General features: G+C 66.9%; 18 protein-coding genes and 2 pseudogenes. 8 read left to right on the top strand and 12 right to left on the bottom strand.

What is annotated here, in order from left to right:
* Positions 1 to 17: 17 nt before the first annotated feature.
* Positions 18 to 5,081 carry a trifunctional serine/threonine-protein kinase/ATP-binding protein/sensor histidine kinase gene (locus tag ABD05_RS31130; protein WP_047904031.1) on the bottom strand — a complete coding sequence of 1,688 codons (5,064 nt, stop codon included), beginning with the start codon at positions 5,079 to 5,081 and terminating at the stop codon, positions 18 to 20.
* Between the two features lie 845 nt (positions 5,082 to 5,926).
* On the opposite strand from ABD05_RS31130, the gene ABD05_RS31125 reads away from it, so the two are divergent.
* The 3 genes from ABD05_RS31125 to ABD05_RS31115 all read left to right on the top strand — a co-directional run bounded on the left by ABD05_RS31125 (position 5,927) and on the right by ABD05_RS31115 (position 8,035).
* A complete protein-coding gene (locus ABD05_RS31125; RefSeq protein WP_047904030.1) occupies positions 5,927 to 6,163 on the top strand; it encodes a DUF4148 domain-containing protein in 237 nt (78 codons plus the stop codon).
* A 728-nt stretch (positions 6,164 to 6,891) separates the two neighbouring features.
* Complete coding sequence (locus ABD05_RS31120) at positions 6,892 to 7,440, top strand: RNA polymerase sigma factor (RefSeq protein ID WP_047904029.1); 549 nt, start codon at positions 6,892 to 6,894, stop codon at positions 7,438 to 7,440.
* A gap of 94 nt (positions 7,441 to 7,534) precedes the next feature.
* A complete protein-coding gene (locus tag ABD05_RS31115) occupies positions 7,535 to 8,035 on the top strand; it encodes a universal stress protein (protein ID WP_420796379.1) in 501 nt (166 codons plus the stop codon).
* A 49-nt stretch (positions 8,036 to 8,084) separates the two neighbouring features.
* On the opposite strand, the gene ABD05_RS37010 is transcribed toward ABD05_RS31115, so the two are convergent.
* The 3 genes from ABD05_RS37010 to ABD05_RS31105 form a co-directional block, all read right to left on the bottom strand.
* Positions 8,085 to 8,531, bottom strand: a complete 447-nt coding sequence (locus ABD05_RS37010; RefSeq protein WP_082146303.1) for a DUF3331 domain-containing protein — start codon at positions 8,529 to 8,531, stop codon at positions 8,085 to 8,087.
* A gap of 99 nt (positions 8,532 to 8,630) precedes the next feature.
* On the bottom strand, positions 8,631 to 9,029 hold the full coding sequence (locus ABD05_RS31110) for a BON domain-containing protein (protein ID WP_047904027.1): 399 nt from the start codon (positions 9,027 to 9,029) through the stop codon (positions 8,631 to 8,633).
* Between the two features lie 336 nt (positions 9,030 to 9,365).
* Positions 9,366 to 10,754: a sensor histidine kinase gene (locus ABD05_RS31105; RefSeq protein ID WP_047904026.1), complete on the bottom strand. Its 1,389-nt coding sequence runs from the start codon at positions 10,752 to 10,754 to the stop codon at positions 9,366 to 9,368.
* Between the two features lie 332 nt (positions 10,755 to 11,086).
* On the opposite strand from ABD05_RS31105, the gene ABD05_RS31100 reads away from it, so the two are divergent.
* The 4 genes from ABD05_RS31100 to ABD05_RS31085 are packed head-to-tail and all read left to right on the top strand — an operon-like array spanning position 11,087 to position 16,783.
* Complete coding sequence (locus ABD05_RS31100) at positions 11,087 to 11,764, top strand: TetR/AcrR family transcriptional regulator (protein WP_047904025.1); 678 nt, start codon at positions 11,087 to 11,089, stop codon at positions 11,762 to 11,764.
* Positions 11,765 to 11,821: 57 nt separating this feature from the next.
* Positions 11,822 to 12,676 (top strand): FAD binding domain-containing protein, encoded by an 855-nt coding sequence (locus tag ABD05_RS31095; RefSeq protein WP_047904024.1) that lies wholly within the window; start codon positions 11,822 to 11,824, stop codon positions 12,674 to 12,676.
* Positions 12,657 to 15,476, top strand: coding sequence for a molybdopterin-dependent oxidoreductase (locus tag ABD05_RS31090; RefSeq protein ID WP_047904023.1), 2,820 nt, complete (start codon positions 12,657 to 12,659; stop codon positions 15,474 to 15,476). The genes ABD05_RS31095 and ABD05_RS31090 overlap by 20 nt, the downstream gene beginning before the upstream one ends.
* A 29-nt stretch (positions 15,477 to 15,505) precedes the next feature.
* Complete coding sequence (locus tag ABD05_RS31085) at positions 15,506 to 16,783, top strand: MFS transporter (RefSeq protein WP_047904022.1); 1,278 nt, start codon at positions 15,506 to 15,508, stop codon at positions 16,781 to 16,783.
* Positions 16,784 to 16,814: 31 nt separating this feature from the next.
* Here the strand turns inward: ABD05_RS31085 and ABD05_RS31080 are convergent, their stop codons facing one another.
* From ABD05_RS31080 to ABD05_RS31070, 3 genes are all read right to left on the bottom strand, one after another.
* On the bottom strand, positions 16,815 to 17,594 hold the full coding sequence (locus ABD05_RS31080; protein ID WP_047904021.1) for a GNAT family N-acetyltransferase: 780 nt from the start codon (positions 17,592 to 17,594) through the stop codon (positions 16,815 to 16,817).
* 204 nt (positions 17,595 to 17,798) lie between these two features.
* A complete protein-coding gene (locus ABD05_RS31075; protein WP_047904020.1) occupies positions 17,799 to 18,950 on the bottom strand; it encodes an AraC family transcriptional regulator in 1,152 nt (383 codons plus the stop codon).
* Complete coding sequence (locus tag ABD05_RS31070; protein ID WP_047904019.1) at positions 18,950 to 20,584, bottom strand: AMP-binding protein; 1,635 nt, start codon at positions 20,582 to 20,584, stop codon at positions 18,950 to 18,952. The genes ABD05_RS31075 and ABD05_RS31070 overlap by 1 nt, the downstream gene beginning before the upstream one ends.
* A gap of 322 nt (positions 20,585 to 20,906) precedes the next feature.
* Between ABD05_RS31070 and ABD05_RS31065 the strand changes: the two genes are divergently transcribed.
* Positions 20,907 to 22,007, top strand: coding sequence for an AraC family transcriptional regulator (locus tag ABD05_RS31065; protein ID WP_047904018.1), 1,101 nt, complete (start codon positions 20,907 to 20,909; stop codon positions 22,005 to 22,007).
* A 28-nt stretch (positions 22,008 to 22,035) separates the two neighbouring features.
* On the opposite strand, the gene ABD05_RS31060 is transcribed toward ABD05_RS31065, so the two are convergent.
* From ABD05_RS31060 to ABD05_RS37000, 5 genes and pseudogenes are all read right to left on the bottom strand, one after another.
* Entirely contained in the window at positions 22,036 to 23,529 is a 1,494-nt protein-coding gene (locus tag ABD05_RS31060; RefSeq protein WP_047904017.1) for a sensor histidine kinase, read from the bottom strand.
* The gene (locus tag ABD05_RS31055; RefSeq protein ID WP_047904016.1) at positions 23,526 to 24,248 is read right to left on the bottom strand and encodes a response regulator transcription factor; all 723 of its coding nucleotides are present in this window, start codon (positions 24,246 to 24,248) and stop codon (positions 23,526 to 23,528) included. Before ABD05_RS31055 ends, ABD05_RS31060 begins: the two co-directional genes overlap by 4 nt.
* A gap of 269 nt (positions 24,249 to 24,517) precedes the next feature.
* A pseudogene (locus ABD05_RS31050) lies at positions 24,518 to 24,742 on the bottom strand (hypothetical protein); the annotation flags it as partial.
* A pseudogene (locus tag ABD05_RS38090) lies at positions 24,734 to 24,894 on the bottom strand (DUF4019 domain-containing protein); the annotation flags it as partial. The pseudogenes ABD05_RS38090 and ABD05_RS31050, both read right to left, overlap by 9 nt.
* A gap of 360 nt (positions 24,895 to 25,254) precedes the next feature.
* Positions 25,255 to 25,461: a hypothetical protein gene (locus ABD05_RS37000; RefSeq protein WP_141685162.1), complete on the bottom strand. Its 207-nt coding sequence runs from the start codon at positions 25,459 to 25,461 to the stop codon at positions 25,255 to 25,257.

Raw genomic sequence — 25,461 nt, 5'->3', positions numbered from 1 at the left:
GCCGGCGGACGGCCCGGTCAGGGATCGGCGCGCGGCAGCATGACGATCGCGCACGTACCGGCGCCGTCGCGGGTCGACAACGTCAACGTCCCGCCGTGTGCATCGACGATCGAATGCGAGATGGCGAGGCCCATGCCCATCCCGTTCTCCTTGGTCGTAAAGAGCGGTTCGAGCAGCCGGTCTGCAATCTCCGGCGCAATCCCGCTGCCGAGATCCTCCACGGTCACGCGTGCGCTGTCAACGCCGTCCGCTTCGCAAGCAAGCGACAGGCGACGCACCGTCTCGAGCTCCGCCATCGCTTCGGCGCCGTTCGTGAGCAGGTTGATCACGACCTGCTGGAGCTGGATCCGGTCGCCATGGACATAGACGGGGCTGTCCGGGCCGTGCAGCTCCAGCTCGACGTCGAGCGCGTCGAGTTGCCGTGCGACGAGCGTCGCGGCTTCCCGGACGGCCTCGTTGAGATCGACCGTCGTGAATTGCGGTGCGGCCTTGCGCGCCTTCGCGCGCAGTGCCTGGATGATGCTCTTGGCTCGCGCCGCCCCCCGGTTGATATGCACGAGCATTTCCCGCGCCTCGCCGACGTCCGGCGGCTCCCGGTTCAGCCAGCGCAACGCCGCGCTCGCCGACGTATCGACGGCCGCAATCGGCTGTCCGACTTCATGGACGATCGACGCGACGAGCTCGCCCATCGCTGTCAGGCGGCTGGCGCGCTCGAGGCTGGCAAGTGCGGCCCGCAGCTGTTCCTCGGCATGTGTGCGCTGACGGTTCTGCTCGACCAGTTCCTCGTAGAGCCGCGCATTCTCGAGTGCGAACGCGGCCTGCGACGCAATCACTTCCACCAGGGCGGCCTTCGCCGCGGTAAACATCCGCGCCGCCAGATTGTTTTCCAGGTACAGAACGCCGACGAGCGTCGCATAACGCATCAGCGGCACGCACATCACCGAACGGGGGCGCTTGCGCCGAACGTACGCATCCTGTGCGTGGACCGGCGACTCGGACGCATCGTCGATCACCGCGCCCTCCTGCGTACGCGCCACCGCCTGCACCAGAGACACGGGCAGCACGCTCGCCGTGAAAGGCTCGGCCGCCTGCGTCACGACGATCGTACCGTCGACCACGTCCGCGCGCGCCGGCACATGCCAGACGCCCTGACGCACCACCGCGAGCGCGCCGTGTTCGGCCCCGGCGCTTTCGAGCGTCGTGCGCAACAGCGTCTCCACGAGGCGCGCCGGCACGATGTCGCTCGCCAGCGCGTTCGAGATGCGCAGCACCGCCCGGACATCCAGCTCGTGCAAACGATTCCCGGCGGGCTCCCACGCTTGCGCATCGAATACATCGGCATGCGCTGCCTGCAGTTCCCGCACCTTGGCCAGCGCCCCCCACCGCTGCCAGGCGCCCTGCGCATGGCGCAAATAGGCTTGTGCAGCGATCTCGTCGCGGCCCGCATGGAATCGCGCCGCGCACTCGGACGCCAGCGCCTCGACCTGCGTAAAGCCATGCACGCGCGCGTGAGTCACGGCACGCGCATACGCTTGCGCGGCGTCCGGCGATCGACCGTGCACGCGCGCCTCCTCCGCGCGCACCAGTTCGCGTCGCGCGTCGAAATTCGCCGGGCAGGCTCGCGCCCAGACGTCGAGTTGCTCGACATGACGCTGCAGCGCAGCCTCCTGCGACGCGTCACGGCGCGGCAACGCGAGCAGGGCGAGTGCACCGTAGAACGGCAAATCGGCCCGCTCGGCAAACGAGCGCGCGGCATGCTCGCATGCTTCGGCGCGGCGGCGCGCCTCGAGCGCGTCCGGCAGATCGCCGAACAGCAGCGCCGCCTGCAATCGATAGACCCAGTAGGCGAGATCGACCAGCGTCGCCGGCCGGCCTTCGTCCGGCGGCGGCAGCCACGCGTCGCGATCGCCGGTCTCGCCTTCCTGCAACCGTCTCACCAGATTCTGCTGCGCGAGCAGCGCATCGATGACGAGCTGGAAATTCGCGTCGCGTGCGATGGCCAGCCCACGCGCCACGGTGTCGCGCACGTCGCCGAGAAACTCGCCGGCAAACAGCATCCCGGTTGCCTCGTTGCGCTTGCAATAGATCGCGAAGGTGTGGTCGCAGCACTCGACCGTGATCTCGAACGCCCGCGCGATATAGCCACGGGCCGAACGTGCCGGCAACACCCACGGCACCACGATCGTCCCGTACGCCATGTACACACGGCCGCGGTAACGATCGAGTCCGCGCTCGTCGACCAGGTGCAGCGCGAGCTCACCGAACGCCAGCGACGCGGCGTAATCGCCGTAGCGTGCACCGAAGATCTGGTTCATGCAGACGTATACGTCGGCGGAGGCGTCGGAATGGCCATGCTCGATCGCGAGATTGACCGCGCGCAGCAGAATCACGTCGACCAGATCCTGGTCCGAATACAGTGCCGGCGGGATGAGGTCGACAAAGATGTCGACGATCGCCCGCTGCAGCGGATCGGCGATGATCGGCAGATCGCGCAGCGCTTCGATCCCGTGCCGGTCCAGCCAGCCGCGCAGGCGAACGTATTCGCGATGCACGTCCGCGCTGCCGGGATGGGGCGGGATATCGATGCCCGCCCGCTTCAGGAAGGCGAGCCCGACGCCGAGCGCAAGGTCGAAGCGGCCCAGCGCCGTGTACAACGCCGCGCGCAGGCGCGTGAGCTCGGCGCCGAACGTACCGTCCCCGGCCACGACCTCCAGTTCGGCAAGGCGCGCTTCGGCGGCTTCGAGCGCACCCGTCATGAACTCGGCCTCGCCGCACAGCATGCGCGCCCTCAGTCCATCCTCGCTGGTGTTCCGTGCGCCGAGGAAATCGAGTGCCGCGCGAAAAAAGCCGAGCGCGGCATGATGCGCGGTTGCCGCCCTGGCCTGCCGCCCGGCATCCAGGTTCACGCGCGCGAACGCGCGGCGTTCCGCGGGTGCATCGATGACCGTGCTTGCCAGATTCGCTTGTGCCGCCAGCACAAAGGCGTCGGCGCAGGCGTCTTCGCCCGCGAGCAAGCGGCAGGCAATCGCATGATGCAGCGGCGCCCGTTCGCCCTCCGGGATCGACGCGTAAGCGGCCTCGCGAATGCGGTCGTGCCGGAACGTCCAGTCGTCGCCGTCGCGCTGGAGGCTGCCTGCGTCGAGCGCGGCCTGCAGACACTGCGTCGCGTCGCCCTCGGTCAGGCCAGCGGCCACGGCCAGCAGGCGCGTCGATGCGCGCTGGCCGATGCAGGCCAGCAGACGCAACATGAATTGCGCGGCGTCCGGCAGCAGCTCGAACTGGCGCGTCAACATCGCGGCGACGTCATCGCTCCCGCGATGCGCGGCAATGCGCGCGATGTTCCAGCGCCAAAGGCCGGCGCCCGCATCGTAATCGAGCATGCCTTCATCGGCCAGCAGACGCAGCAGACGATGCACGAAGAACGGATTGCGGCCGGTTCTCCGTCCGATCACGTCGGACAACGGGCGAAGTGCTTCGGTATCGTGATGCAGCGCCCGGGCAATCAGCTCGGTCGTCGCGCGCTCGTTCAGCGGCCCCAGTTCCATCGTCAACGCGTCGGGAATGCCGGCCATCGTGCCGACCCGCAACGGGTGCCCCGCATCGACCTCGTTCCCGCGATAGGCGCCGACCAGCAGCAACGCCGTCTCGCGGTGCTGGACCAGCAGACACTCCAGTACCTGCAGCGTGCCGGCATCGGCCCATTGCAGATCGTCGAGCAGCAGCACGAGCGGGCGCTCCGGTGCCGCAAAGCAGGCGATCAGCCGGGCAAGCGCCTGCAACACGCGGGCCCGCTCCAGCGCGGGAGCCAGGTCGGCTTGTTCCGGCATGGCCGCTTGCGGGCCAAGCACGGCTGCGAGCGCAGGCAGGAACCTCGTCAGCGTGCGCCCGACAGGCGCCACCGCCATCCCGATGCGGGCGCGCCAGATTTCGAATTCGTCGTCCACGCAACCGAGCACGAACTGCAGCAGCGACCCCAGTGCCTGCGAAAGCATGGCATAGGGCGTTCCGCGGCTCCCCTCCTCGCCCTTGCTGATGGCCACGAGTGGCGCGCCGCTTTGCCGGATTCGCACCACGGCCTCCAGAAGCAATGTCGACTTGCCTATTCCGGAGTTGCCGGAGATCCACGCCACGCGCGCCTCGCCCCCGGCGGCGACGACACGGTACTGCGCGAGCAACGCGTCGAGCTCCTCTTCCCGGCCCACCACATGAGCAGTCTGCTGCAAACGTTGCAGCGCTGCCTGCCCGTCGGGCACGAACATCGGGATGCGACCGTCGCGGCAATAGCACTGTTCGCATCGCCGCAGATCGGCGACGAGCGCCGTGGCGGTGCCGTAGCGTTGGTCCGGGGCTTTCTCGAGCAACTTCATGACGATCCGCGAGATCTGCTCGGGTACGTGCCGCGCACGCTCGTGAGGCGCCCGCGCAGAATGCGTGGCGTGCGCATGCACGAGTGCGGCGGCATCGGTCGCGTCGAACGGCGGCACACCGACCAGCCGCTCATAGAGAATGCACCCGAGCGAGTAGAGGTCGGCCCGTGCGTCGACACATGTGTTCATGCGCGCGCCGAATTCGGGCGCCATGTAGACGAAATTCGTGTCGCCCCAATCGAGCTCCGCATCGCGCAACGGGTCGATCACACCGGGGCAGTCGGCAAGGTCAAAGCCCGTCAGGAACGCACGGCCGTCGCCGTCCACCAGGAAGCGATGCGGCGCGAGTGCGCGATGCACGACACCGGCCGCATGCATCGCGCCTACCGTCGTCGCGAGCGCAATCGCGAGCCGCAGAAACGCGGCCGGCCCTTCCTGCGGTACGCCGGCAACCGACAGCGGCTCCCCACCCGGATCGGCCAGTACCAGCACGGCCCCGCCGCCGTGCGACACGATCGCTTGCGGAACAGCGGACCAGCCATCGCGCAGCACTGCGCGCAACACGTATTCGCGTTGCATCGCCGCGACGGCCGACGGTGCCGCCGCACCGCGCCCGGCGATCAGGACGGACGGCGCATTGTCGTCGATCGCGCGTTGCAGCCGCGGCGGGCCGGGGCAAAGCTCAATCAAGCGTCGTGTCGAAAGTTCGATCATGCAGATGCAGTAAGGAAACGGTGGCGGGCATGAACCCGGACGCCGCTGGCACGGCGGCGCGGCACGCGACATGTCGGTACCTGTGCGCAGGCTCGGAGCGGGATACCCGGTCGTATCCGTTCGGTCGGACACGCAGCCGCAGCGCATGCCACGGCCGGTACCCGTCGTCGACTCCCCTCGGTCGTTGCCGCCCCCACCGATCGCAACGACCTTCTGCCGGCACCACTGTAAACACGCGAGCCGTCAGATTATTCCAGCCCGGAATCGCCAACGCAACAACGGGCCCCGGGGCGGCACAACCCGGCATCACGAGCCCCCGGCGCCCGGCCCCGACAGTCGAGCCCACCCGTTCGGATCGGGCCGCTTCCGGCGGTACATCGTACGAATCGACTGTCGTCCGTTTCATCGCTTCGGCGATATGTACAGCTGTTGTCGTCGCATCGGAACCGGCGTGAAAACGGACCGGGATTTCGCCGACGGAGACGTTCCTTCTCCCGTGCGCGACGCCTGTCACGCCAAACGGAAAACGAGCGTTGCGCTGATCCTTCTCGGACGCCCGGCAGCACCACGCGGGCAGCACGACCGGCCGGTGGCGCGCGGGCCATCGAAGCCGGCTCGCACCCCGCGACGATGGGCGATTGCGTATCCGAATGTATCCCGCCGATGGATGGATACACGACATTGCAAAATGCCGCGCCCCGGACACATGCGAGATACCTTCCCGGCGCCCAATACACACACGACGGAATCTGGCGACAAACCTTCACGCGGCTGGCTCATGCGCGCTCCCGACTTCATCAGATGCCGTGCGTACTTTCCGATCGCTCTATTTTAAGGATTCCGACATGAATACGTTGAAGATCACCTTCGCGCTCGCCGCGATCGCGATGACGGCCTCGGCTTATGCGGCAACCCCCGCGGATTCGGTCACGGGAAATCACGATGCCCAGGTCACGAATCAGTGGGCGCCGGTCGCCATGGTGCCGATGGCAAAGACGCGTACGGAAGTACGCCAGGAACTCGAGCGGGCGCGGCAGAGCGGCGAGCTCGACGCACTGAGGAAGCTGTATTCCGGACATTGAACACCGGCCTCCTTGTCAGGCCCGGCACTGGCGGGGCAATGTCGGCACGCCCGCGGCGCCCGGACCGCCACTGCACCCTGCCCCGGTCCCATTCCAATGTTCAATCTTTTCAATCCGCACGGCCGCCTGACGGATGCGTGATTCGATTGCAGCGCGGCCGGCCGTCCGGCGAATCGTCTGGCCTGGATTCCATCCAGACGTTCGCCGTGTCGCGCCCGCGTGCCGATTCCCCGCATCCTGCGCAACCTGCTGCCCACGTCATTGGCCGTTTGCTCTCGATCGACGCAAACCGGTCACCCGACAGCGACCCGCCCCATCGGTATTCGAGCCTGCCGCGCCGATGCGTTGCCATCAGCGATCCATCCCGCCGCACGAACGCCTGCATCCCGCAATCGTGCCCGTCGATGACGGGAACCGCTGTCGAGTCACGACGCTGCGATTGCAAGCCGTCGCCCGTATAGCGCCGTCAATTGTCTCTCTATGTATCCGGCCCCGTCGCAGGTACATGGCGTTGCATTCATCCCGTCTGACGAAATAAGCCCGATACGTTGCGACGTTCCAATACGTCGGTACAGACGTCGCACGGTTGGCTGGATCGCAACGAACCACGCCATCGGCCCAACCGCCGCATCTGGACATTCTTTCCCAAGGGATCCATTCCGCGCGTACTGCAGGTCGACGCATCGCGCGATGTGCAGCCGGGATCCCGTGCCGGACTCGAGTAGCCCATGAAGCAAACCGAACTTTCAATGATGCTTCCCGACATGCTGCCACGCCTGCGGTCGTTCGCCATGCGCATAACCGGGAATCGGCACGATGCAGAAGAACTCGTTCAGCGCGCCTGCGTTCGCGCGCTCGAGCGGGCCCATCAACTGCGCTCCGATACGTCGCCCCTGAGCTGGGTCTTCTCGATCATCCATTCGATATGGCTCAATGAATTGCGCCAACGCAATCATCGCGACCGCCTGCTGCTCGACTGGAACGATGCGTTGATGGAAACGGTCGCCGATCCGCGCGCCACGTCCGAAACCGGCCTGGCCGTCCGGCAGATCATCGATGCCGTGGCGCGGTTGCCGGAACCCCAGCGCATCGCGTTGCTGCTCGTCAGCATCGACGGGTTCAGCTATCAGGAAGCAGCCGATACGCTCGACATCCCCGTCGGCACCATCATGAGCCGGATATCCCGCGCGCGCAAAGCGATTCGCACGGCGTTCGACGAGCCCGGCGAATCACGCATGCCGGCGGAAAATTTCGTCGACACCGAAACCTGCGGCTGACGTCCGAATGACGCTGGAATAAACGGGATGCGTCGCGTGTTCAGTGTAGGCAATCGCATCCGCTGCGGCGGAAGTATCCGGGCACGCGCCACGCATGCCGGCGCGCGCCACGGACGAGTCTATTCCCACAACCAACGCGAAACACATGTCATCGCTTTCCAGAATGTTACTCGTCTATGACGGGACCGACGAGGCAAAGGCCGCGCTCGCGCGGTGTGCAGCGCTGTCGCGGGCATTGTCGGCCGAGGTCGACGTCGTGGCCGTTGTCGACCCCGTGACCGCGAATGCACAGGCGGCCGGAATGCTCGGCGATCTCGCCCACCACCGCATCGAGGAATTCGCGCGTCACGAACTTCAACGGGCGATCGGCACACTGGCGGACGACGGTATCGCGGCGCGCGGCTACGTGCGGTTCGGACGCCCGGCCGACGCCATCGCGGCACATGCGATGACAACCCGTCCGGACCTGGTCGTCGTCGGACATTGCGCCCGCATCGGGTTCGCGCGCTGGTGGCGCGAGCGTCCCGTTCACTTCGATCTGGCCGAGCGCCTGCACGGTGCGGCATTGATCGTCGTGACGGTCCCGTCGCGTTAGGCCCGGCTCACGCCACGCCCGCGGATGCGCGGCCGATTCATCCGTACCGCTAGATCGTGTCGGGTGCAGACGCGCCGCTGCATGGTTGAACGGTCGCGGCAAGAATCATTCGCTGACGGTTGGAGGGCAGGCAGATATCGCTCGCACGCGGACGAAACACGGGATCGCCGCGCCGTATTGCGCGCCCCGTCAGCGCGCAGACCGACGGGACGCGCGCGCGGCTCCTGCACCAGATTTGCTCGGTATAGCGCCCTGAACACGAGTCGCTCCATGACACGCTGATCTGGGATAGCGAAAGGCATTCCGTCACCGCTATGCTGGAAAGCGGTTCGGCCCGCGCGGGCACATCGGGTTCGTCGCATTGACGCAAACCGAAGCGTCGCGCCTTGTATCGCGCGCGCTGCGCTCGCAAGCAGACATCGCGTTGTTCCAGCGAAGGATCGAGGACATTGATCAAAGTGCGAACCACGATGTCCGCTTCAGGCAGTGTCGCCATCGCCACTTCTCCCAGCCAATCGGATCGGTCATGTGAAAGCGAACGCACGCTGGTCACCGATACCATGCCATCCGGCCCGGCAGTGCGCCCGCCCGTCGCTCAGGCTCCGCCTTGCGGTCGCAGCGTGATCCGGCTGGTCACCGACGTCACGCCGCGAGCCTTCCTGGCTGCCTCGACCGCCAGATGGTCCTGGTCTTCGCTTTCCACCTGGCCGGCCAGCGTCACCCGCCCTGTCGAAGCGTTGCCGAAAACCGTGATCGGCTTCCCTTCCAGTCCTTTGGTGCGAGCCAGCACTTTCTGAACCGAGCGCGAGAATGTGCGATTGGCGGCGCGCACGGCCTTTTTCGTCGTGCCGGTCGCCGTGGTCGACGTGGTCGACGTCGCCGCGACATCCGCGCCCGCCGTATCGGGCCGTTCATCAGCAAATGCCTGCAGTTGCAAGCAGGTAGTCAGGACGACGACCAGGCCGCCGCTTGCAACGATTTGTCGGAGTTTCATGATGGGTTCCTTGGATTTCGGGTATCGAGAAGCACGCACGTTCCGGTCGTCTGCATCGTCACGACGCACACGCATCACATTTCCGCCACATCACGAATCCGGCTCGACGACCTGTCGCTCGAGCCGGCGTCAATGCGATTCGTGTACCGGTGGGACGAGCATAAGGCGCCGTGTCGACCCGATCCATTGAACCTGCAGCTAGCCGGATGACGCGTCAGGATAAGTCGCCCCATACGTTTGTATAGGCACCCGGTCCATTACCGAATGCGCATGCCATCTCGCACCACCCGCCGACCGCTCGGCGATTCACTTCGCTCGCCGTGGAACCCGCGCGCGTCACGTCGAAACAAGCGGAAGCGTCACCGTTGCCCGAGTACCGCCCTCCAGACGAGGCATCAGCGCCAGTTGACCGTGGTGCGCATCCACGATGGACTTGCAGATGGACAGCCCCATGCCCATGCCATGGGGCTTGGTCGTGAACAGCGGTTCGAAGATGCGCTCCGCCAGCTGCGGATCGAGGCCGTCGCCGCGATCGTCGACGCGAATGCGCAAGCGGTCGGGAGCGGATTCGCATGCCAGTACGAGCACCCGCTGATCCTCTGGAGTGCCAAGCATGGCTTCCGCGCCGTTCATCAGCAGGCTGATGATGGCCTGCTGCAGCTGCACGCGTTCGCCGCGCATCGGCATCGGGGACGAGAACCCTTCGACGCGCAAGCTCACCTTCATCGCGTCCAGCGTGCTTTCCACGATTTCGGCTGCCTCGCGGAGCGCATCGGCGAGATCGAACACGGTGAAGACGGGCGCTGCGTGCCGCGCCCTCGCGCGCAGCGCGCTGATGATGGTCCGCGCCCGCACCGCGCATGCACAGATGTGGGCGAGCATCTCGCGGGCGGCATCGATATTCGGGGCACTGCGGTCGAGCCACTTCAGTCCCGCGCGCGCGGACGTGTCGATTGCCGTGACGGGTTGGGCGACTTCATGCACGATCGACGCCGCCAGTTCCCCGTAGGCTTTCAGCCGGTCGACGCGATCCATCTCGGAGAGCGTGTCGTGCATCCTTGCTTCGGTGCTGCTCAGGCGTGCGTGCAGCGCGGCAAGCTCGTCGCGAAGACGCATGTTCTCCAGCGCGAACCCGGCATGCAGTGCAACGATCTCGATCAACGCGGTGTTCGCCGGCGTGAAGATGCCGGGTACGTCGCCGTGTTCCAGATACAGCGCGCCGGTCAATGCGCCGTTGCACCGGATCGGCACGCAGATCACGGCGCGCGGCTTGCGACGACGCACATAGTCGTCCATGCGCCACTGATCGGCGGCACGGGCGTCGTTCAGCACCAGTCCGTTGCGCAGATGGACGGCAGCCGCCAGGATGGAGACCGGAAGCCGGTCGATCGGCAGCCGTTCCTCGTCGCCGTTCGGCGCACCCGATGCCGTCGCCTCGGCGGCCCCCTCCCAGCCGCCGTCGCGCATGACCGCAATCAGCCCCCAGGTCGCCGTCGCGCCCTGCATCGCGGCCTCGAGCAATTTTCCGATGCGCGCGGCGGGCGCGAGCTCGTTCGCCATCGCCTGGGAAACGTGTCGCAACGCGAGCATGTCCAGATCGAGCAGCGATTGAGACGCACGTCCCGCGAAGACCGGGGTCATTCCAGGATCGCTCGCGTCGGACGGCGATTTCCAGATGCTCCGCGCAGCGAAAGCGCTGCAGGGATCGTCGAGTTCGTTGTTCATTCGTCTATCTCCTGCTTACCGGACATCGGCCCCAGACACCCTGGAATCAGCGTTTCATGTAGTGAGTACTCCACAAACGAATGGTAGCAGCACTTTCCGGAAATAAAAACTGAAAGTGACGAAGGATTCATTCGAACGCGTGACTGGACGGCGGAGAAAATCAAAAATAACTCATTGAATCTACGACAATTTTATGTCTTGTTGCAGTCACGCGAAGAGTTCCGTAGAATCCGGAGTTCATGTAGCGTTCCCTGTACGAAAGTCGAGGAAGCCCGCTATTGGAAGTTTTTTCAGGCGGCAAAGGCCAGGTTGTCGGCCGCCATAGGAGCAGTATGGCCCAGGCAGCAAAAAGCAAGGCTGTGCGCGGAACCGGTGTCCGGGAAGCAGCGGCACAGGAAACCCGCGACAAGATCCTTCGTGCGGCGACCAAGGTCTTCGCGCGCTACGGCTACGAAGGCGGCAGCGTGGAGCGGATTTCCCGGCTGGCGAAGTCGTACGACCGGATGATCTATTACTACTACGGGAGCAAGGAGGGCCTGTTCGTCGCGGTGCTCGAAGGCATCTATCGGCGGATGGACGAGTCGGAACTCAAGATGACGCCCGATCCTGCGGTTCCCGTGGAAGCGCTCAAATCCGTGATTCGCTTCAAGCTGGACTATTATTGGCGCAATCCCGATTTCATCACGCTGCTCAACACGGAGAACCTGCACAAGGGCAAGCACGTGTCCAAGCTGGAGCGTCGGGGCGAATACTCGTCGCATGCGGTGCAGATCATCGCGAAGATTCTCGCCAACGGCGTCGAACAAGGCCTGTTTCGTGACGACCTGAATGCGCGCGACGTGTTCCTGCTGATCATCTCGACGGCGTATTTCTATACGTCGAACCGCTACACGTTGTCCGTGTTCCTCGGGGAGGAGCTGAGTGCGCCGGAATCCTTGCGTCATTGGGAGACGTTCGTGATCGACAGCGTGCTGCGGGTTGTTCGCAAGGATGCATCGGCCGGCGATTGAGCGCGTGCCGGTGCCAATGTCGACCATCGTAACCATGAAGATGCACGCCCCCTTGCGATGAACTATCTCCGCGCCCACACCATCGACGAAGTGCTCGGCCGGCTTGCGGAGCATCCGCGGCCGCGCATCGTCTGCGGAGCAACCGATGCCTTTGCGGATATCGGGCTGGTGCCCGCCAGGTCGGCATGGGTGGATATCAGCCGCATCGACTCGTTGCGCGGCATCGAGCAGCGCGACGGCGTCGCCCGTATCGGCGCTGCGTGCACCTGGGAAGCCATCGCCCGGACCGCCTGGTTGCCGGTGGCGCTCACGGAAGCGGCCGCTGCCGTCGGGCCCCGGCAAATTCGCGTCCAGGGCAGCATCGGCGGGAACGTGTGCCATGCCTCGCCGGTCGCGGACGGCATTCCGCCGCTGCTGGCACTCGACGCTCGCGTCGAGCTGGCGAGCACGCGGGGCGTGCGCCGTTTGCCATTGGCCGAGTTCTTGCCGGGCAGCCGCCGGACCGCGCTGCACGCGGACGAACTGCTGGTTGCCATCCTGTTTGCGCTACCGCGCGCGCAAGATCGGACCTCGTTCGTCAAATGCACGAATCGCGACGGCGCAGCGATCGCCGTCGTTTCGGCCGCCGCGCATCTGCGCGTGTCCGCCGGCGGTACGGTAGAGGCTGCCGCCGTTGCCGTCGGCGGCGCATCCGACGTTGCGCGGCGGATACCGGTGCTCGAGGCGGCGCTGTCGGGCCGGCGGTGCGCCGATCTGGCCGGCGTGATCGAAGCGGCGTCGCTCGCGGAGCTGTCCCCGCTCGACGACTGCCGGGCGACGGCATCGCATCGCATTCATCTCGCGCGGCTGGCTGTGGCGCGCGCATTCAGAGGCTGCATCGAGGAGAACGCACGTGGCGCATCCACTGCTTGACGAGCTTGCCGACGTTCGCGAAACCACTGCAAGCGGCAGCGCGCCGGTTTCGCCGCCACTCGACTGGTTCGAACTCAACGGCACGCGGCTGCACCTGCCGGCGGACCAGTCGCAGCGGCTGGTCGACTACCTGCGCGCGGACTTGCGGCAGTTCGGGACCAAGGAGGGTTGCCGCCAGGGCGACTGCGGAAGCTGCACCGTGATCGTCGATGGCGATGCGCGTTATGCCTGCCTGATTCCGTTGGGGCAGGTCGCGGGGCGCCGCGTCGTCACCGTCGAAGGGCTGGCCGACGGCACCCGCTGCGGCAGCCGCCTGCAGCAGTCCTTCCTCGCGCATCAGGCGGTGCAATGCGGATTTTGCACGCCGGGCATGCTGACGGCAGCAGCGGCGGCCATCGACGCCGACCGCGTGACCGACCGCGCCAGTGCGCAGGCCGCCATCGATGGCGTGCTGTGCCGATGCACGGGCTACCAGAAGATCGTCGACGCGGTGACCGAGGTCGGGTGCGGCGCCGCCGCGCGGCGCTGTACGGTAGCCCCGTCCGACGGGCCGTCCGTCGGCGTACCGCTGACGCGCCTCGACGGGCCCGAAAAGGTCGATGGCAGCCAGCATTTCGGCGCTGACGACTACCCCGCCGACAGCCTGTTCCTGCGCGCGGTCCGTTGCCCGCATCACCGCGCTCGCTTCGCGTTCGGCGACCTCGACGCATTTGTCGCAGCCCATCCGGGCGTGCATCGTGTGTTGACCCACGTCGACGTGCCCGGCATGAATCTGCACGGCGTCACGACACCGTACGCCGACCAGCCCGTGCTTCCGGAAACGGAGACGCGACACCATCTCGAGGCGGTTGCGCTGGTGGTCGGCGAGCGCGACGCACTCGCGGCGCTCGACCTGAGCCGCTTTCCCGTCACATGGGAACCGCAGACACCGGTGCTCGCGATCGCCGACGCCGTGCTGGACGACAGTCCGCAACTGCACGCCGATCGTCCCGGCAACGTGCTGATCGAGGGGCTCGTGCGCCGCGGCGACGCGGAACGCGCGATGCTGGGCGCTCCTTACGTCGTGAGCGCAACGTTCGAATCCAGTTTCGTCGAGCATGCGTACCTCGAGCCCGAGGCCGGCTGGGCGCGACGCGTGGGCGACACCATCGAAATCCATTCGTCCACGCAGGCGCCCCATCCGCATCGCGGCGATCTCGCCCGCATTCTCGCCGTCCCGCCGGAGCAGGTGCGCGTCGTGGCAACCGCGGTCGGCGGCGGCTTCGGCGGCAAGCTCGACATGACGGTCCAGCCGTTGCTCGCGATCGCAGCCTGGCATCTCGACAGGCCCGTTGCGATGGTGTTGTCGCGCGAGGAATCGATGGCCACGTCGACCAAGCGCCATCCCGGCCGAATGACGTCCAGCATGGCCGCCGATGCCGATGGCCGACTGTGTGCCGTGACGTTCGACGGCGACTTCAATACCGGCGCGTTCGCTTCCTGGGGCACCGCCGTCGCCAATCGCGTCCCGGTGCATGCCGGCGGCCCGTACGTGATTCCCCACTACACGGCGCACTCACGTGCGATTCATACGCACGTCACGCCCGCGGGCGCGTTCCGCGGCTTTGGCGTACCGCAAACGACGATGTCGCAGGAGCAACTCGTCGACGAGCTGGCGCTCAAGGCGGGCATCGATCCGCTCGAGTTTCGTGCGCTGAACGCGCTGCGGCCGGGCGACCTGCTGCCGACCGGGCAAGTCCTGGACGATAGCGTGGGCCTCGTCGCGTGCCTCGATGCGCTGCGGCCGGCATGGCGCGAAGCGCAAGCCCGCGTCGCCGCGCTGAATAGCGCGTCGCCCGGCCATCTTCGCCATGGCGTCGGCCTGGCCGCGTTCTTCTATGGTTGCGGCAACACCGCCCTGCCGAATCCGTCGACGGTCCGCTTCGGGATTCGACCCGACGGCACGATCGTGTTGCACCAGGGTGCAGTGGACGCCGGTCAGGGCTCGAACACGGTCATTCCGCAAATCGCGGCCGATGCGCTGGGCGTACCGGTCGATTGCCTGCGGATCGTCGGTCCGGACACCGCGCTGACGCCGGATTGCGGCCGTACTTCGGCGTCGCGCCAGACCATGGTCACCGGTCGGGCTGCCTTTCTCGCCGGCACGACGCTGCGCCACCGGCTGCTCGCCCTGGCAGGCGCGGCGCCCGATGCACGGATTTCGTCCGATCCGCGCGGGATCGTCGTCGACGGCGCGGCACTGGATCTCCGCGCCCTGCCCGTCGATGCGCACGGCTACGTCGTCGCAGCAGAGGAAAGCTTCGATCCGCCGACGACGTCGCTCGATGCGGCGGGGCAAGGCATCGCTTACGCCGCCTACGCGTTTGGCGCGCAGATTGCGGAAGTCGTGGTGGACTGCGAGAGCGGGCGCGTTCGGGTGCTCAAGGTCGTGGCCGCACACGACGTCGGCAGAGCGGTCAATCCGACGCTGCTCGAAGGGCAGATCGAAGGCGCGGTGGCCCAAGGCGTCGGCATGGCGCTGATGGAGAAGTATCACCCCGGGCAATACAACAATCTGCATGACTACATGATTCCGACCGTGCATGACATGCCGGAAGTGCAGTCGATTTTCGTCGAAGCACCGACGACCGTCGGCCCCTACGGAGCAAAAGGCATCGGCGAGCCGGCGCTGGTCCCGACGGCCGCGGCCATCCTGAATGCCGTCCATGACGCGATCGGCGTGCGAATCCGCGAAGCCCCCGCGTCGCCGGATGTCGTCCGTCGGGCGCTGGCGACCCGACGCGCGCCCGCGGGGCTTTGACAAGGCCGCTTCTACTCCCGGACAGAACAATGACGTCAACGAGAAATGTCGAGCACGTGTCGCAACCCGCGGTATCCCGCCCGTCCTGGTATGCGGAACTCGGTCCTGCGGGAAGGCGCACGTTCAACGCGTCGTTCGCCGGCTGGGTGACCGATGCGTTCGATTTCATGGTGTTCAGCTTCGTTCTGGCTTCGCTGATCGACCTGTGGGGACTCGATCGCGGCAAGGCCGGCCTGCTGGGCACCGTGACGCTGATTTTCTCGTCGATCGGCGGATGGATTGCCGGCATCCTGGCGGATCGATACGGACGGGTCAAGGTCCTGCAAGGGACCATCCTGTGGTTCTCGGTCTGTACGCTCGCGATCGGCTTCGCGCAGAATTTCGAGCAGATCTTCGTCCTGCGCGCGTTGCAAGGGCTCGGCTTCGGCGGCGAATGGGCCGTCGGCGCCGTGCTGATCGGCGAGATCGTCTCGCCCGCCCATCGCGGCAAGGTGGTCGGCCTGGTGCAGAGCGGCTGGGCCGTCGGGTGGGGTATCGCGGCAATTCTCTACAGCATCGCGTTTTCCGTGCTGCCCGAGTCGCTCGCCTGGCGCAGCCTGTTCTGGGTTGGGATCCTGCCCGCGTTGCTCGTCCTGTACGTCCGCAGGCACGTGCCCGAACCCGACGTGTTCGCGCAGGCGAACGCCACCCGGAAACAAGGCGCCGGCCAGCCCTCGGCATGGATCATCTTCTCCCGTCCGCAGGTGCGCCGCACGGTACTGGCCGCACTGCTCTGCACCGGCATCCAGGGCGGTTTCTATGCGATGTCCATCTGGCTGCCGACCTTCCTCAAGGTCGAGCGACATCTGTCCGTGCTCGACACCGGCGCTTATCTGTTCGTGATCATCGTGGGGTCGTTTTGCGGCTACGTCGTCGGTGCGTACCTTTCCGACTATTGGGGGCGGCGGCGCAACTTCATGCTGTTTTCGGCACTGTCGCTCGTATCGGTATGCCTGTACCTGACGCTTCCGCTGTCCAACGCGCAGATGCTCTGGCTCGGGTTTCCGCTGGGCTTTTCGTCGTGCGGCATCTTCAGCGGGGTCGGCGCGTACCTGACGGAATTGTTTCCGTCGGGCTTCCGCGCGAATGCACAGAGCTTTACCTATAACTTCGGCCGCGGAATCGGCGCCCTGTTTCCGAGCCTGGTCGGGATGTTGAGCCACTCGATCGGGCTGGCGATGGCCATCGCGATCTTTTCAGGGGCGGCCTATGGCGTGGTGCTGCTGGCGGTTCTCCTGTTGCCGGAGACCAAAGCCCAGTCGCTTTGAATGTTCATCGTCGAATGTGCGCGCCCGTCTGTCACCGGGCGACGTACACTTGCCACTCCTCGCCGGCGGCAAAGCCCATCGACTCATACACGTGGCGCCCCGCCGGTGTGCAATGCAGAAACGCGGTATGCGCACCTTCGGCGATAGCGGCGTTCAATACCGCCTGGGTCGCCGCTCGCGCGTAGCCACGTCGCCGATACGCGGGAACGGTCGCCACATTGAATACCCCCACCTGGCCGTTGCGCAGGATACCGAACGATGTCGCAACCGGAATGCCGGCGCATTCCACCAGGAAGCCCATCATCCCGTCCGACTCCAGCACCGCCGGCGCGCTCAGCCGTCGAAACACCGGCTCCGGCGCTTCGTAGCCCGCGGCAAGCGTGCTGTTGTACCGTTCGCTGTCCGCTGCCGACACACGCCGCACGACCACCCGGCCATCGCCGGCCGCCGGTGCTTCGGCGCCGTCCAGCCGCTTCGTCAAGAACGGCAGCGCGACACAATGCGTCAGACCGTATTCGCCCGCAATTTGTCGAATTGCCGCAGCTTGCGTGCCGGCAGCGCGTGTCTGGATACTCCACGGCAACTCGCAATCCCTGAACGATTCGGCAAAGCCCCTGATCTCCTCGACGTCGGGCTCGCGCGTCATGCCGATCACTGCATTGAGCACGGGCACGGGCGCGCCACTGTAGATCGACTTCGTTCCGTGCACGCCCGTTGCCACGGAACCGACGTCCTGCAAGCGGCAAAACGCATCGATCGATTCGTGCCACGCGGCGACGGAAGCATCCGGCATATCGGTAGATGAGCGCATTTCGTTCCTGGAACAGCGTCGATGGCTGATCTATCGACAACACGCGCATGACGGATTTATTCCACGCCCCGCGTCGCAGCGCGCGGCGCCGCATCGGAGATTCCACGATTCACTTCCACCCGCGAAGGAAGCCGGTTATGGGAACCGTAGATGGGAGCCGGTTATGGGAGCCGACTTCGAAAAGACGACAGCATGCGCCGCGCGCTACGCGCGCCGCCGATACGTCCCCGGCGTACTCCCCGTCCAGTGCCGGAACGCGCGATGAAACGCGCTCGGATCGTCGAAGCCGATATCGGCGCCGATCGCCGCGATCGTATCGGGCGTATCGGTCAGCCGCTGGATCGCGATGTCGCGCCGCAGTTCGTCCTTGAGCACCTGGAACGTCGTCCCTTCGGCGGCCAGGTGGCGGCTCAGCGTGCGCACCGAGCAATGCAGGTGCTCGGCCGCCTGGTCGATCACGGGCAGGTCGGGCAGCGCCGCCGACAGGTATTGCCGCACGCGATGGCACACGAGCTGTTCGCTGAACGATTCGAAGATCCAGTCGCCGGGCGCGCGCGCGAGAAACTTGCGCAGGTTGCGCTTGCTCTGCCGGATCGGTGCGTCGAGGTAGTCCGCGCTGAAGCGCATCAGCGTGCGCTCGCAGTCGAACTGCACGGAGCCGGTGAAGAAGTACAGGTGGTCGACCGCATGGCGCGGCCGCGGGCACGCGAACTCGATCTGCAGCAGCGGGATCTTCTGCCCGATCAGCCAGGAACACACGCCGTGCACGAGCTTGAGCATCAGCTCCTGGCCGAGCGCGCCGATCGGGCCGATGGCCTCGTTCGGGCGCAGCAGCACCTGCGCGACGAGACCGTCGCGCTTCGATTCGACGAAGAAGTCGTCGAGCAGGATATGGAAGAACTGGCCGAAGCGATGCAGCGCCGTTTCGAGGTTGCGCGCATCGAGCAGGCTCAGGCAGAGATACTTGAGCGTGCCGCCGCGCAGCGGGCGCGAGAAGATGCCGGGCATCTCGTCGTCGAGGTCGATCGCGAGCGTGCGGTACAGCGTCGAGAACTGTTCCTCCGTCACGCGCGCATGCGGCTCGCCGAGCAGCTCGATCGGAATGCCGGCCCCGCGCAGGTAGCGTTCGACCACGTCGCGCTGCGCCCCCGCGCTCGCGAGGAAACCGTTGACGAGCGAGATCGGCACCGTCGCGCTCGGCGACGGCAGCGCACGCCCGGGCTGGGCGGAAAGTGAATCTGAGCCGGTCATCGCGTCCCCGTCGATCGAACCGCTCGCATTGTACTTGAGCGGCCCGCGCGGGGCCTTCGGGGCGCCGGGCCGCGCAGCCGCAGCCGCGCGGCGCTTCGGCGCCATCAGTCGGTGCGGCTGAGTTCCCGGCGCAGGATCTTGCCGACCGTCGACTTCGGCAGCCGGTCGACGAAGCGGACGAGCTTCGGCACCTTGTAGGCCGCGAGGCTCTCGCGGCAATGCGCGACGAGCTGCGCGTCCGTCACGTCGGCATCCGGCGCCAGCACCACGAACAGCTTCACGGCCTCGCCCGTGCGCGCGTCCGGCACGCCGATGCATGCGCATTCGGCGACGCCCGGCAGCGCGGTCGCGACGGCTTCCACCTCGTTCGGGTACACGTTGAAGCCCGACACGATGATCATGTCCTTCTTGCGGTCGACGATCCGCAGGAAGCCGGCTGCGTCGAACATGCCGACGTCGCCGGTGCGGAAATAGCCGTCCGCCGTGAACGCGGACACGTTCGCTTCGGGTTTCTGCCAGTAGCCGCTCATCACCTGCGGCCCCTTCACGCAGATCTCGCCCGCTTCGCCGATCGCGACCTCGCGCTCCTGGTCGTCGAGCAGCTTCACGTCGGTCGACGGCAGCGGCAGGCCCGTGGTGCCCGTGAATGCATCGATCGACTGCGGGTTGAACGACACGACCGGCGACGTTTCCGACAGCCCGTAGCCCTCGCGGATGAAGTTGCCCGTCACTGCCTTCCAGCGCGACGAGATCACGTCGATCACCGCCGCGCCGCCGCCGGCCGACAGCTTCAGCCGCGACCAGTCGACTTCCTTCAGGCGCGGATGGCCGGCGAGCCCCGCGTACAGCGTGTTGACGCCGACGAACACCGTCGGCCGCGCGGCCTTCAGCACGTCGATGAACGCGTCCATGTCGCGCGGGTTCGCGACGAGCCAGTTGGCCGCGCCGATCGCGAAGTAAGACAGGAAGTTCACCGTCAACGCGAAGATGTGGTACAGCGGGATCGCCGTGACGACGACTTCCTCGCCCGGCTCACGCGCGGCCGGCACGATCGCCGCGAACTGCTCGATGTTCGCGACGAGGTTGCGGTGCGACAGTGCGGCGCCCTTCGACAATCCGGTCGTGCCGCCCGTGTATTGAAGCAGCAGCAGGTCCGCGCCGCCCAGCGCGACCGGCTCGCCCGCGAGCGATCCGCCCGCGGCGATCGCGTCCGCGAGCGCGATCGAACCGGGCGGCAGCGCGTCGCACGCACCGGCCGGCGCATCGACCGCGCCCAGATCGCCGCGCCCCACGCTCAGCACGGTGCGCACGCGCGTGCCGCCGACCACGTCCGCGAACGTGCCCATCGACCCGCCGCACACCACGGCGACCTCGACGCCCGCGTCGTCGAGCTGATGCTCGAGCTCGCGCGCGGTGTAGTGCGGATTCACGTTGACCTGGATCGCGCCGATCTTCGCGACGGCGACGAACACGACCGGAAACGCGAGCACGTTGGGCAGCATCACGGCCACGCGATCGCCCTTGCGCACGCCGACGACCTGCTGCAGATACGCGGCCAGCGCGCTCGACAGGCGGTCGACGTCGGCATAGGTCAGCGTGCGGCCGAACGAATGGAACGCGGGGCGATCGGCGAAACGACGCATCGCGTCGTCCAGCAGCGCGCTGACGGAAGGATGGCGATCGGCGTCGATCTCCGCGGGGATCGAGCCATACGACCCGGTCCAGTGTCTGTTCGTCATGTCTCGCTCCTGGAGGACGGCGCGCAGGCCGGCCGGGAACCGCCCCGGGCCGGCCTCGCGCCGTTCGCACGACGGCCTGCACGCCTCGGTGGCGCGGGCCGTCGCCTGATCGGCGACTATCGCCCGCGCGTGATGCTTTGAAAATGATCCGGCCGGCCGAAAAGATGATCGAAACGGACACGACCCCGGTGGCCGGCCGGTCGCCGGGCCCAGGCAGGCCGCGTGCGGCAGCCCGCATCAGGGTGAACCCTGTGGCGTCCGGAACCGTTCCCGCTCAGAATGGCGTTCCGTCAACGATATCGAATCGGACGCAGGACCCGCCATGCCGCGCAGTGCGCTCTTGACCCCGACGGCCGCCCGCGCAGCCCGCCTGCCGGACGCCGCACCCGCCCATGCGCTGCGCGAGCAGCGCTTCTCGCCGGCCAAGCTGGCCGTGCTGATCGACGTCGCCGCGCAGGCCGGTCTCGACCCGGCCACGGTGCTCGACGGCACCGGCCTCACGCCGGCCGACGTCGCGGACCCGTTCACGCTCACGTCGTCGCAGCAGTTCCTGACGGCCGCGCGCAATGCGATCGGCCGGTACGACGGTTCCGATCTCGGCGTGCGCGTCGGCCGCCTGCTGCATGCATCGAGCTACGGGATGTACGGCTACGCGATGCTGTGCTCGGAGTCGATGGCCCATGCGTTCGACTCGGCCGTCAAATATCACCAGCTCGCGAACCGCGCGCTCGAGATCCACTGGGTCGCGCAGGGCGATACGGCGTCGTGGCTGTTTCCGAACCAGGACGAGGTGCTGCTGCCCTGCCTCGACCCGCCGTTGTACCGCTTCCTGATCGACATGCAGTTCGCGCTGCACGTGACGATCATCAAGGACGTGATGGGTGCATGGTGCGTGCCGGCGCGCGCGCAGTTCACGCAGCCGGAGCCGCCGCATGTGGCGTTGCTGTCCGACGCGCTCGAATGCCCGCTAGCGTTCGGCCAGCCGCGCAACGTGCTCGACTACCCGGCTGCGTGGCTCGCGCGCGCGCCGCAGCTCGCGAATCCGATCACCGCCGCGCAGGTGTCGTCGCATTGCGCGCGCCTGCTCGACGAACTTCGCACCCAGTCGGGCGTCACGCGCCGCGTCTATCAGGAGCTCACGCGCACGCCGGGACACTTTCCGGACATCGACGCGATCGCGGACATCCTCTGCATCACGTCGCGCACGCTGCGCCGCAAGCTCGAAGCGGAAGGCACGTCGTACAGCGAACTGCTGACGAGCGTGCGCAAGGCGCTCGCGATCGACTACCTGAGCACGACCACGCTCAGCACCGAGGACATCGCGCTGACGCTCGGCTTCAGCGATGCGGTCGGATTCCGCCACGCGTTCAAGCGCTGGACCGGCACCACGCCGAGCGACGTGCGGCGCAAGCGCGGCGGCTGAACCCGAACGACGCCGACGCCGACGAATTTCAGCGTGCGTCGCCGGCCGCCGGCGCCGCGACTGCCAGCGCAAATTCGAACACCGCACCGCGTCCGGCCCGGTCGACGAGCCGGATGCTGCTGCCGTTCAGCGCCAGCATCCGGTGCACGATCAGCAGGCCGAGCCCGCCGCTCGTCACCGCGCCGCCGCTCATCGGCCGCTGCGGCCGCTGGAACAGCCCTTCGCGCCGCGCCACCGGAATCCCCTCCCCGGTATCCGACACGGTCACGACCACGCAGTCGCCCTGCGGCGCCAGCGCGACCTCGACCTCGCCGTGCGAAGGCGTGTGCCGCAATGCGTTGTCGAGCAGGTTGGTCAGCACGCGCTCGATCATCCCGAGATCGGCCGACACGACCGGCACGCGCGGCGGAATCCGCGCATGCAGCGCGACGCCGCGCGCCTGCGCGGCCAGCTCGAATTTCTGGAACACGTCCTGCACGAGATCGACGAGCGAGAACGGCTCGCGCTCGGCCTGCACGCCGCCCGATTCGAGCCGCGCGAGCTCGAACAGCGCCTGCGCGAGCCGGCCGACCTTCGCGCTCTGCGCGAGCGCGATCGACAGGTAGCGCCGCCGTTCGGGCTCGCCGAGCGCGTCGGACTTCAGCGACAGCGTCTCCAGATAGCCGTGCAGCGACGTGAGCGGCGTGCGCAGGTCGTGCGAGATGTTCGTGATCAGTTCGCGCCGCTGCTGGTCCTGGTGCGTCAGCGCGCGCCACTGGTCGCCGATCCGGTCGGCCATCTGCGCGAACGCGGATTCGAGCACCGCGATGTCGTCGCCGCGCCGGCCCGGCAGCGAGCGCGGCATCGGCGGCTGCGTGTCGGGCGCGCCGTTCGCGTCGAAGCGGCGCAGCGCGTCCGTCAGCCGGCGCAGCGGGCGCGTGATGAAGCTGAACGCGGTGAGGCCGGCGAGCAGGCCGAGCAGCGCGACGAGCGCCATCGACCACAACGTCGTGCGCAGCACGTTGCCGGCGTCGACGCGCGCGGCCAGCCGGTCGTGCGCCTCGCCGAGCAGCACCACGTAGATATAACCCGACGGCGGCTGCCCGGCGCGCTGCAGCGGCGCGGCGCTGAACACCTTGCGCGCGTCGGGGCTGCGCGGATCGTCGCCGAGGATCGGCAGCGGCTGGCCCGCGATGAAGCGCTGCACGGGCGCGAGGTCGACGCGATCGCGCTTCACGTGGCCGGGCGGCGCATCGTCGCCCTTGATCCGCCCCGCGTTGTCGAGCAGGTACACCTCGACGCTCGGGTTCACGCCCATCAGCTGGCCGAACAGCGTGCGCACGGCGTCGGGGCGCAGCCCGTTCGTGTCCATCAGCGGCGCGCTGTTGGCGATGTTGGCGGCCAGGTCGCGCGACAGCGCCTGCACGACTTCCTTCTCGCGCATGTCGTTCGCGCGGATCTGCAGCCACGCCGACGCGCCCGAGCACGCGAGCAGCAGGATCGAGAACACGAGCGACAGCCGCTGGGTGAGCGTGAGTTTCATGACGCGTCCCGCTGGCCCGGCGCGGCGAGCTTGTAGCCGCGTCCCCACACGGTGAGGATCCGCACGGGCTCGGCCGGATCGGCCTCGATCTTCGCGCGCAGCCGGTTGATGTGGGTGTTGACCGTGTGTTCGTAGCCTTCGTGCTGGTAGCCCCACACGGCATTGAGCAGGTCCATCCGCGAGAACACCTTGCCCGGGTGCCGCGCGAAGAAATACAGCAGGTCGAATTCGCGCGGCGTGAGGTCGATGCGCGCGCCGTCGACGCTCGCCTCGCGCGCGATCGGGTCGATCGACAGCCCGGCGATGTCGAGCGTGCCCGCGTCGATCCGCGAATCGCGCGCAAGCGCGTCGACCCGCCGCAGCAGCGCCTTCACGCGCGCGACGAGTTCGAGCACCGAGAACGGCTTCGCCAGATAGTCGTCGGCGCCGAGTTCGAGGCCGAGGATCCGGTGCACCTCGCTCGACCGCGCGCTCGTGATGATGATCGGCGTGTAGCGCGTCATCGCGCGTGCGCGCCGGCAGATTTCGAGGCCGTCGACGCCCGGCAGCATCAGGTCGAGGATCAGCGCGTCCCAGTTGCCCTGTTCGAGCAGGCGCAGCCCTTCCGCGCCGTCCGCGCTGTGCACGACTTCGTAGCGCTCGTCGCGCAGGTGCAGGCTCAGCACGTCGGCGATGTCGGCGTCGTCCTCGACGATCAGGATGCGTTTCGGATGGTCCATGGCGGTGGGCGGCGGCACAGTGGGCTCGGTAGTGATGGTTGGTGGTCGGCAGGCGATCGGTGGCCGGTTCGGGCCGGCCCCGGTCCGGCTGGCCGGTGGCCCGGGGCGAATCGGGGCGGAAAGCCACGCTGCCGACATTGTGCAAAATTTTGCGGCGGCAAGTGATCACATTTCATTTAACTTTGGATCGTGCCCGTGCCGTGAGCCGCTACCCGCAAGGCTTTTCGATACGGCCCCTAAAATTAGATCTGCGTCATCCCGCCCGAACACTAAATGGACTGGAGTTGCCCCCCGTCGTCCCGGACACAGCCTCGCACTACCGTCGATGAATCCACGGCGCGTCGAAACTCGCGTGGTGAACGATATTTCAGTGCGCTATGGGGATGCTTCTCGTCGTCATGCTCGAACGCATCGGCGAGATTCTGCACGGCCAGCGCTGCATCCGGTTTCGGCATGAAGGCCACGTAGTCGCGCTTCATCGTCGTCACGATTGCGCCGCTCGTCAGCGTGGTTGCAAAGTCGACGTTCGCGTAGAGCCCGTCGGGCGTCGCCGATGCAATCGTGTAGCGGATGCGCGTCACTTGCGCCCAGCCGCGATGGCTGACCGCACCGAGGACTGCCGGGCCCGCTGCATGTCGGCCGATTCGCCGTCCGACCGCCTGCGCACCGCGCGCGCCGGATTCGACGATCACTTCGTCAAGCCGATAGAGATGGCCGCGCTCGACGCGTTATTGCAACGTGTTGCGCGCGACCTGCTGCCGGATGCCTCGCCTGCGATGTGCCGGGTTCATCGTTTCGCGGTTCGCGAACCCGCCGTGGAGTGATGAGTCCAGTGCCACCATTCATGGTGGTCCAGATTTCTAAGCAATTCCGCGCGACGATGCTCGCGGCGATAGCGGTTCATTGCGGCAATTGCCGCAAACGCCAGCACGAACGCGCCGCCCACGAATCCGACCCATGCTCCGCTCATCGCAGCCTCCGTCTTTTTCGGCCAACTCCGGATCACTCAACGCATTCGCGAAACCGCTTTCAGGACAGCGCGACCCTCTGCGGTAACCTGGACACGCCGACAGCCCGATGCCGGCTGATCAAGAGCGATCAGACGATGCTCGATGAGCGTGACGAGTTCGTCGCGATCCAGTTCGATCTGATCCGGAGCACCCCAAACGATCATTAAAGTAGTAATTTCGTGCGGACTTAGCATGGTCTGCAT

It is taken from the genome of Burkholderia pyrrocinia (assembly GCF_001028665.1).
Lineage (GTDB): Bacteria > Pseudomonadota > Gammaproteobacteria > Burkholderiales > Burkholderiaceae > Burkholderia > Burkholderia pyrrocinia.
Note: the sequence above shows the minus strand (reverse complement) of the source record. Positions and strands in the feature narration are given on the sequence as shown.

Coding starts and splice junctions, on each gene's coding strand:
- ABD05_RS31105 (WP_047904026.1), bottom strand. CDS start 10,754: ATGAACAACGAACTCGACGATCCCTGCAGCGCTTTCGCTGCGCGGAGC.
- ABD05_RS31110 (WP_047904027.1), bottom strand. CDS start 9,029: ATGAAACTCCGACAAATCGTTGCAAGCGGCGGCCTGGTCGTCGTCCTG.
- ABD05_RS31120 (WP_047904029.1), top strand. CDS start 6,892: ATGAAGCAAACCGAACTTTCAATGATGCTTCCCGACATGCTGCCACGC.
- ABD05_RS31070 (WP_047904019.1), bottom strand. CDS start 20,584: ATGACGAACAGACACTGGACCGGGTCGTATGGCTCGATCCCCGCGGAG.
- ABD05_RS31085 (WP_047904022.1), top strand. CDS start 15,506: ATGACGTCAACGAGAAATGTCGAGCACGTGTCGCAACCCGCGGTATCC.
- ABD05_RS31130 (WP_047904031.1), bottom strand. CDS start 5,081: ATGATCGAACTTTCGACACGACGCTTGATTGAGCTTTGCCCCGGCCCG.
- ABD05_RS31055 (WP_047904016.1), bottom strand. CDS start 24,248: ATGGACCATCCGAAACGCATCCTGATCGTCGAGGACGACGCCGACATC.
- ABD05_RS31065 (WP_047904018.1), top strand. CDS start 20,907: ATGCCGCGCAGTGCGCTCTTGACCCCGACGGCCGCCCGCGCAGCCCGC.
- ABD05_RS31095 (WP_047904024.1), top strand. CDS start 11,822: ATGAACTATCTCCGCGCCCACACCATCGACGAAGTGCTCGGCCGGCTT.
- ABD05_RS37010 (WP_082146303.1), bottom strand. CDS start 8,531: ATGGCGACACTGCCTGAAGCGGACATCGTGGTTCGCACTTTGATCAAT.
- ABD05_RS31125 (WP_047904030.1), top strand. CDS start 5,927: ATGAATACGTTGAAGATCACCTTCGCGCTCGCCGCGATCGCGATGACG.
- ABD05_RS37000 (WP_141685162.1), bottom strand. CDS start 25,461: ATGCAGACCATGCTAAGTCCGCACGAAATTACTACTTTAATGATCGTT.
- ABD05_RS31115 (WP_420796379.1), top strand. CDS start 7,535: ATGCCGGCGCGCGCCACGGACGAGTCTATTCCCACAACCAACGCGAAA.
- ABD05_RS31080 (WP_047904021.1), bottom strand. CDS start 17,594: ATGCGCTCATCTACCGATATGCCGGATGCTTCCGTCGCCGCGTGGCAC.
- ABD05_RS31075 (WP_047904020.1), bottom strand. CDS start 18,950: ATGGCGCCGAAGCGCCGCGCGGCTGCGGCTGCGCGGCCCGGCGCCCCG.
- ABD05_RS31060 (WP_047904017.1), bottom strand. CDS start 23,529: ATGAAACTCACGCTCACCCAGCGGCTGTCGCTCGTGTTCTCGATCCTG.
- ABD05_RS31100 (WP_047904025.1), top strand. CDS start 11,087: ATGGCCCAGGCAGCAAAAAGCAAGGCTGTGCGCGGAACCGGTGTCCGG.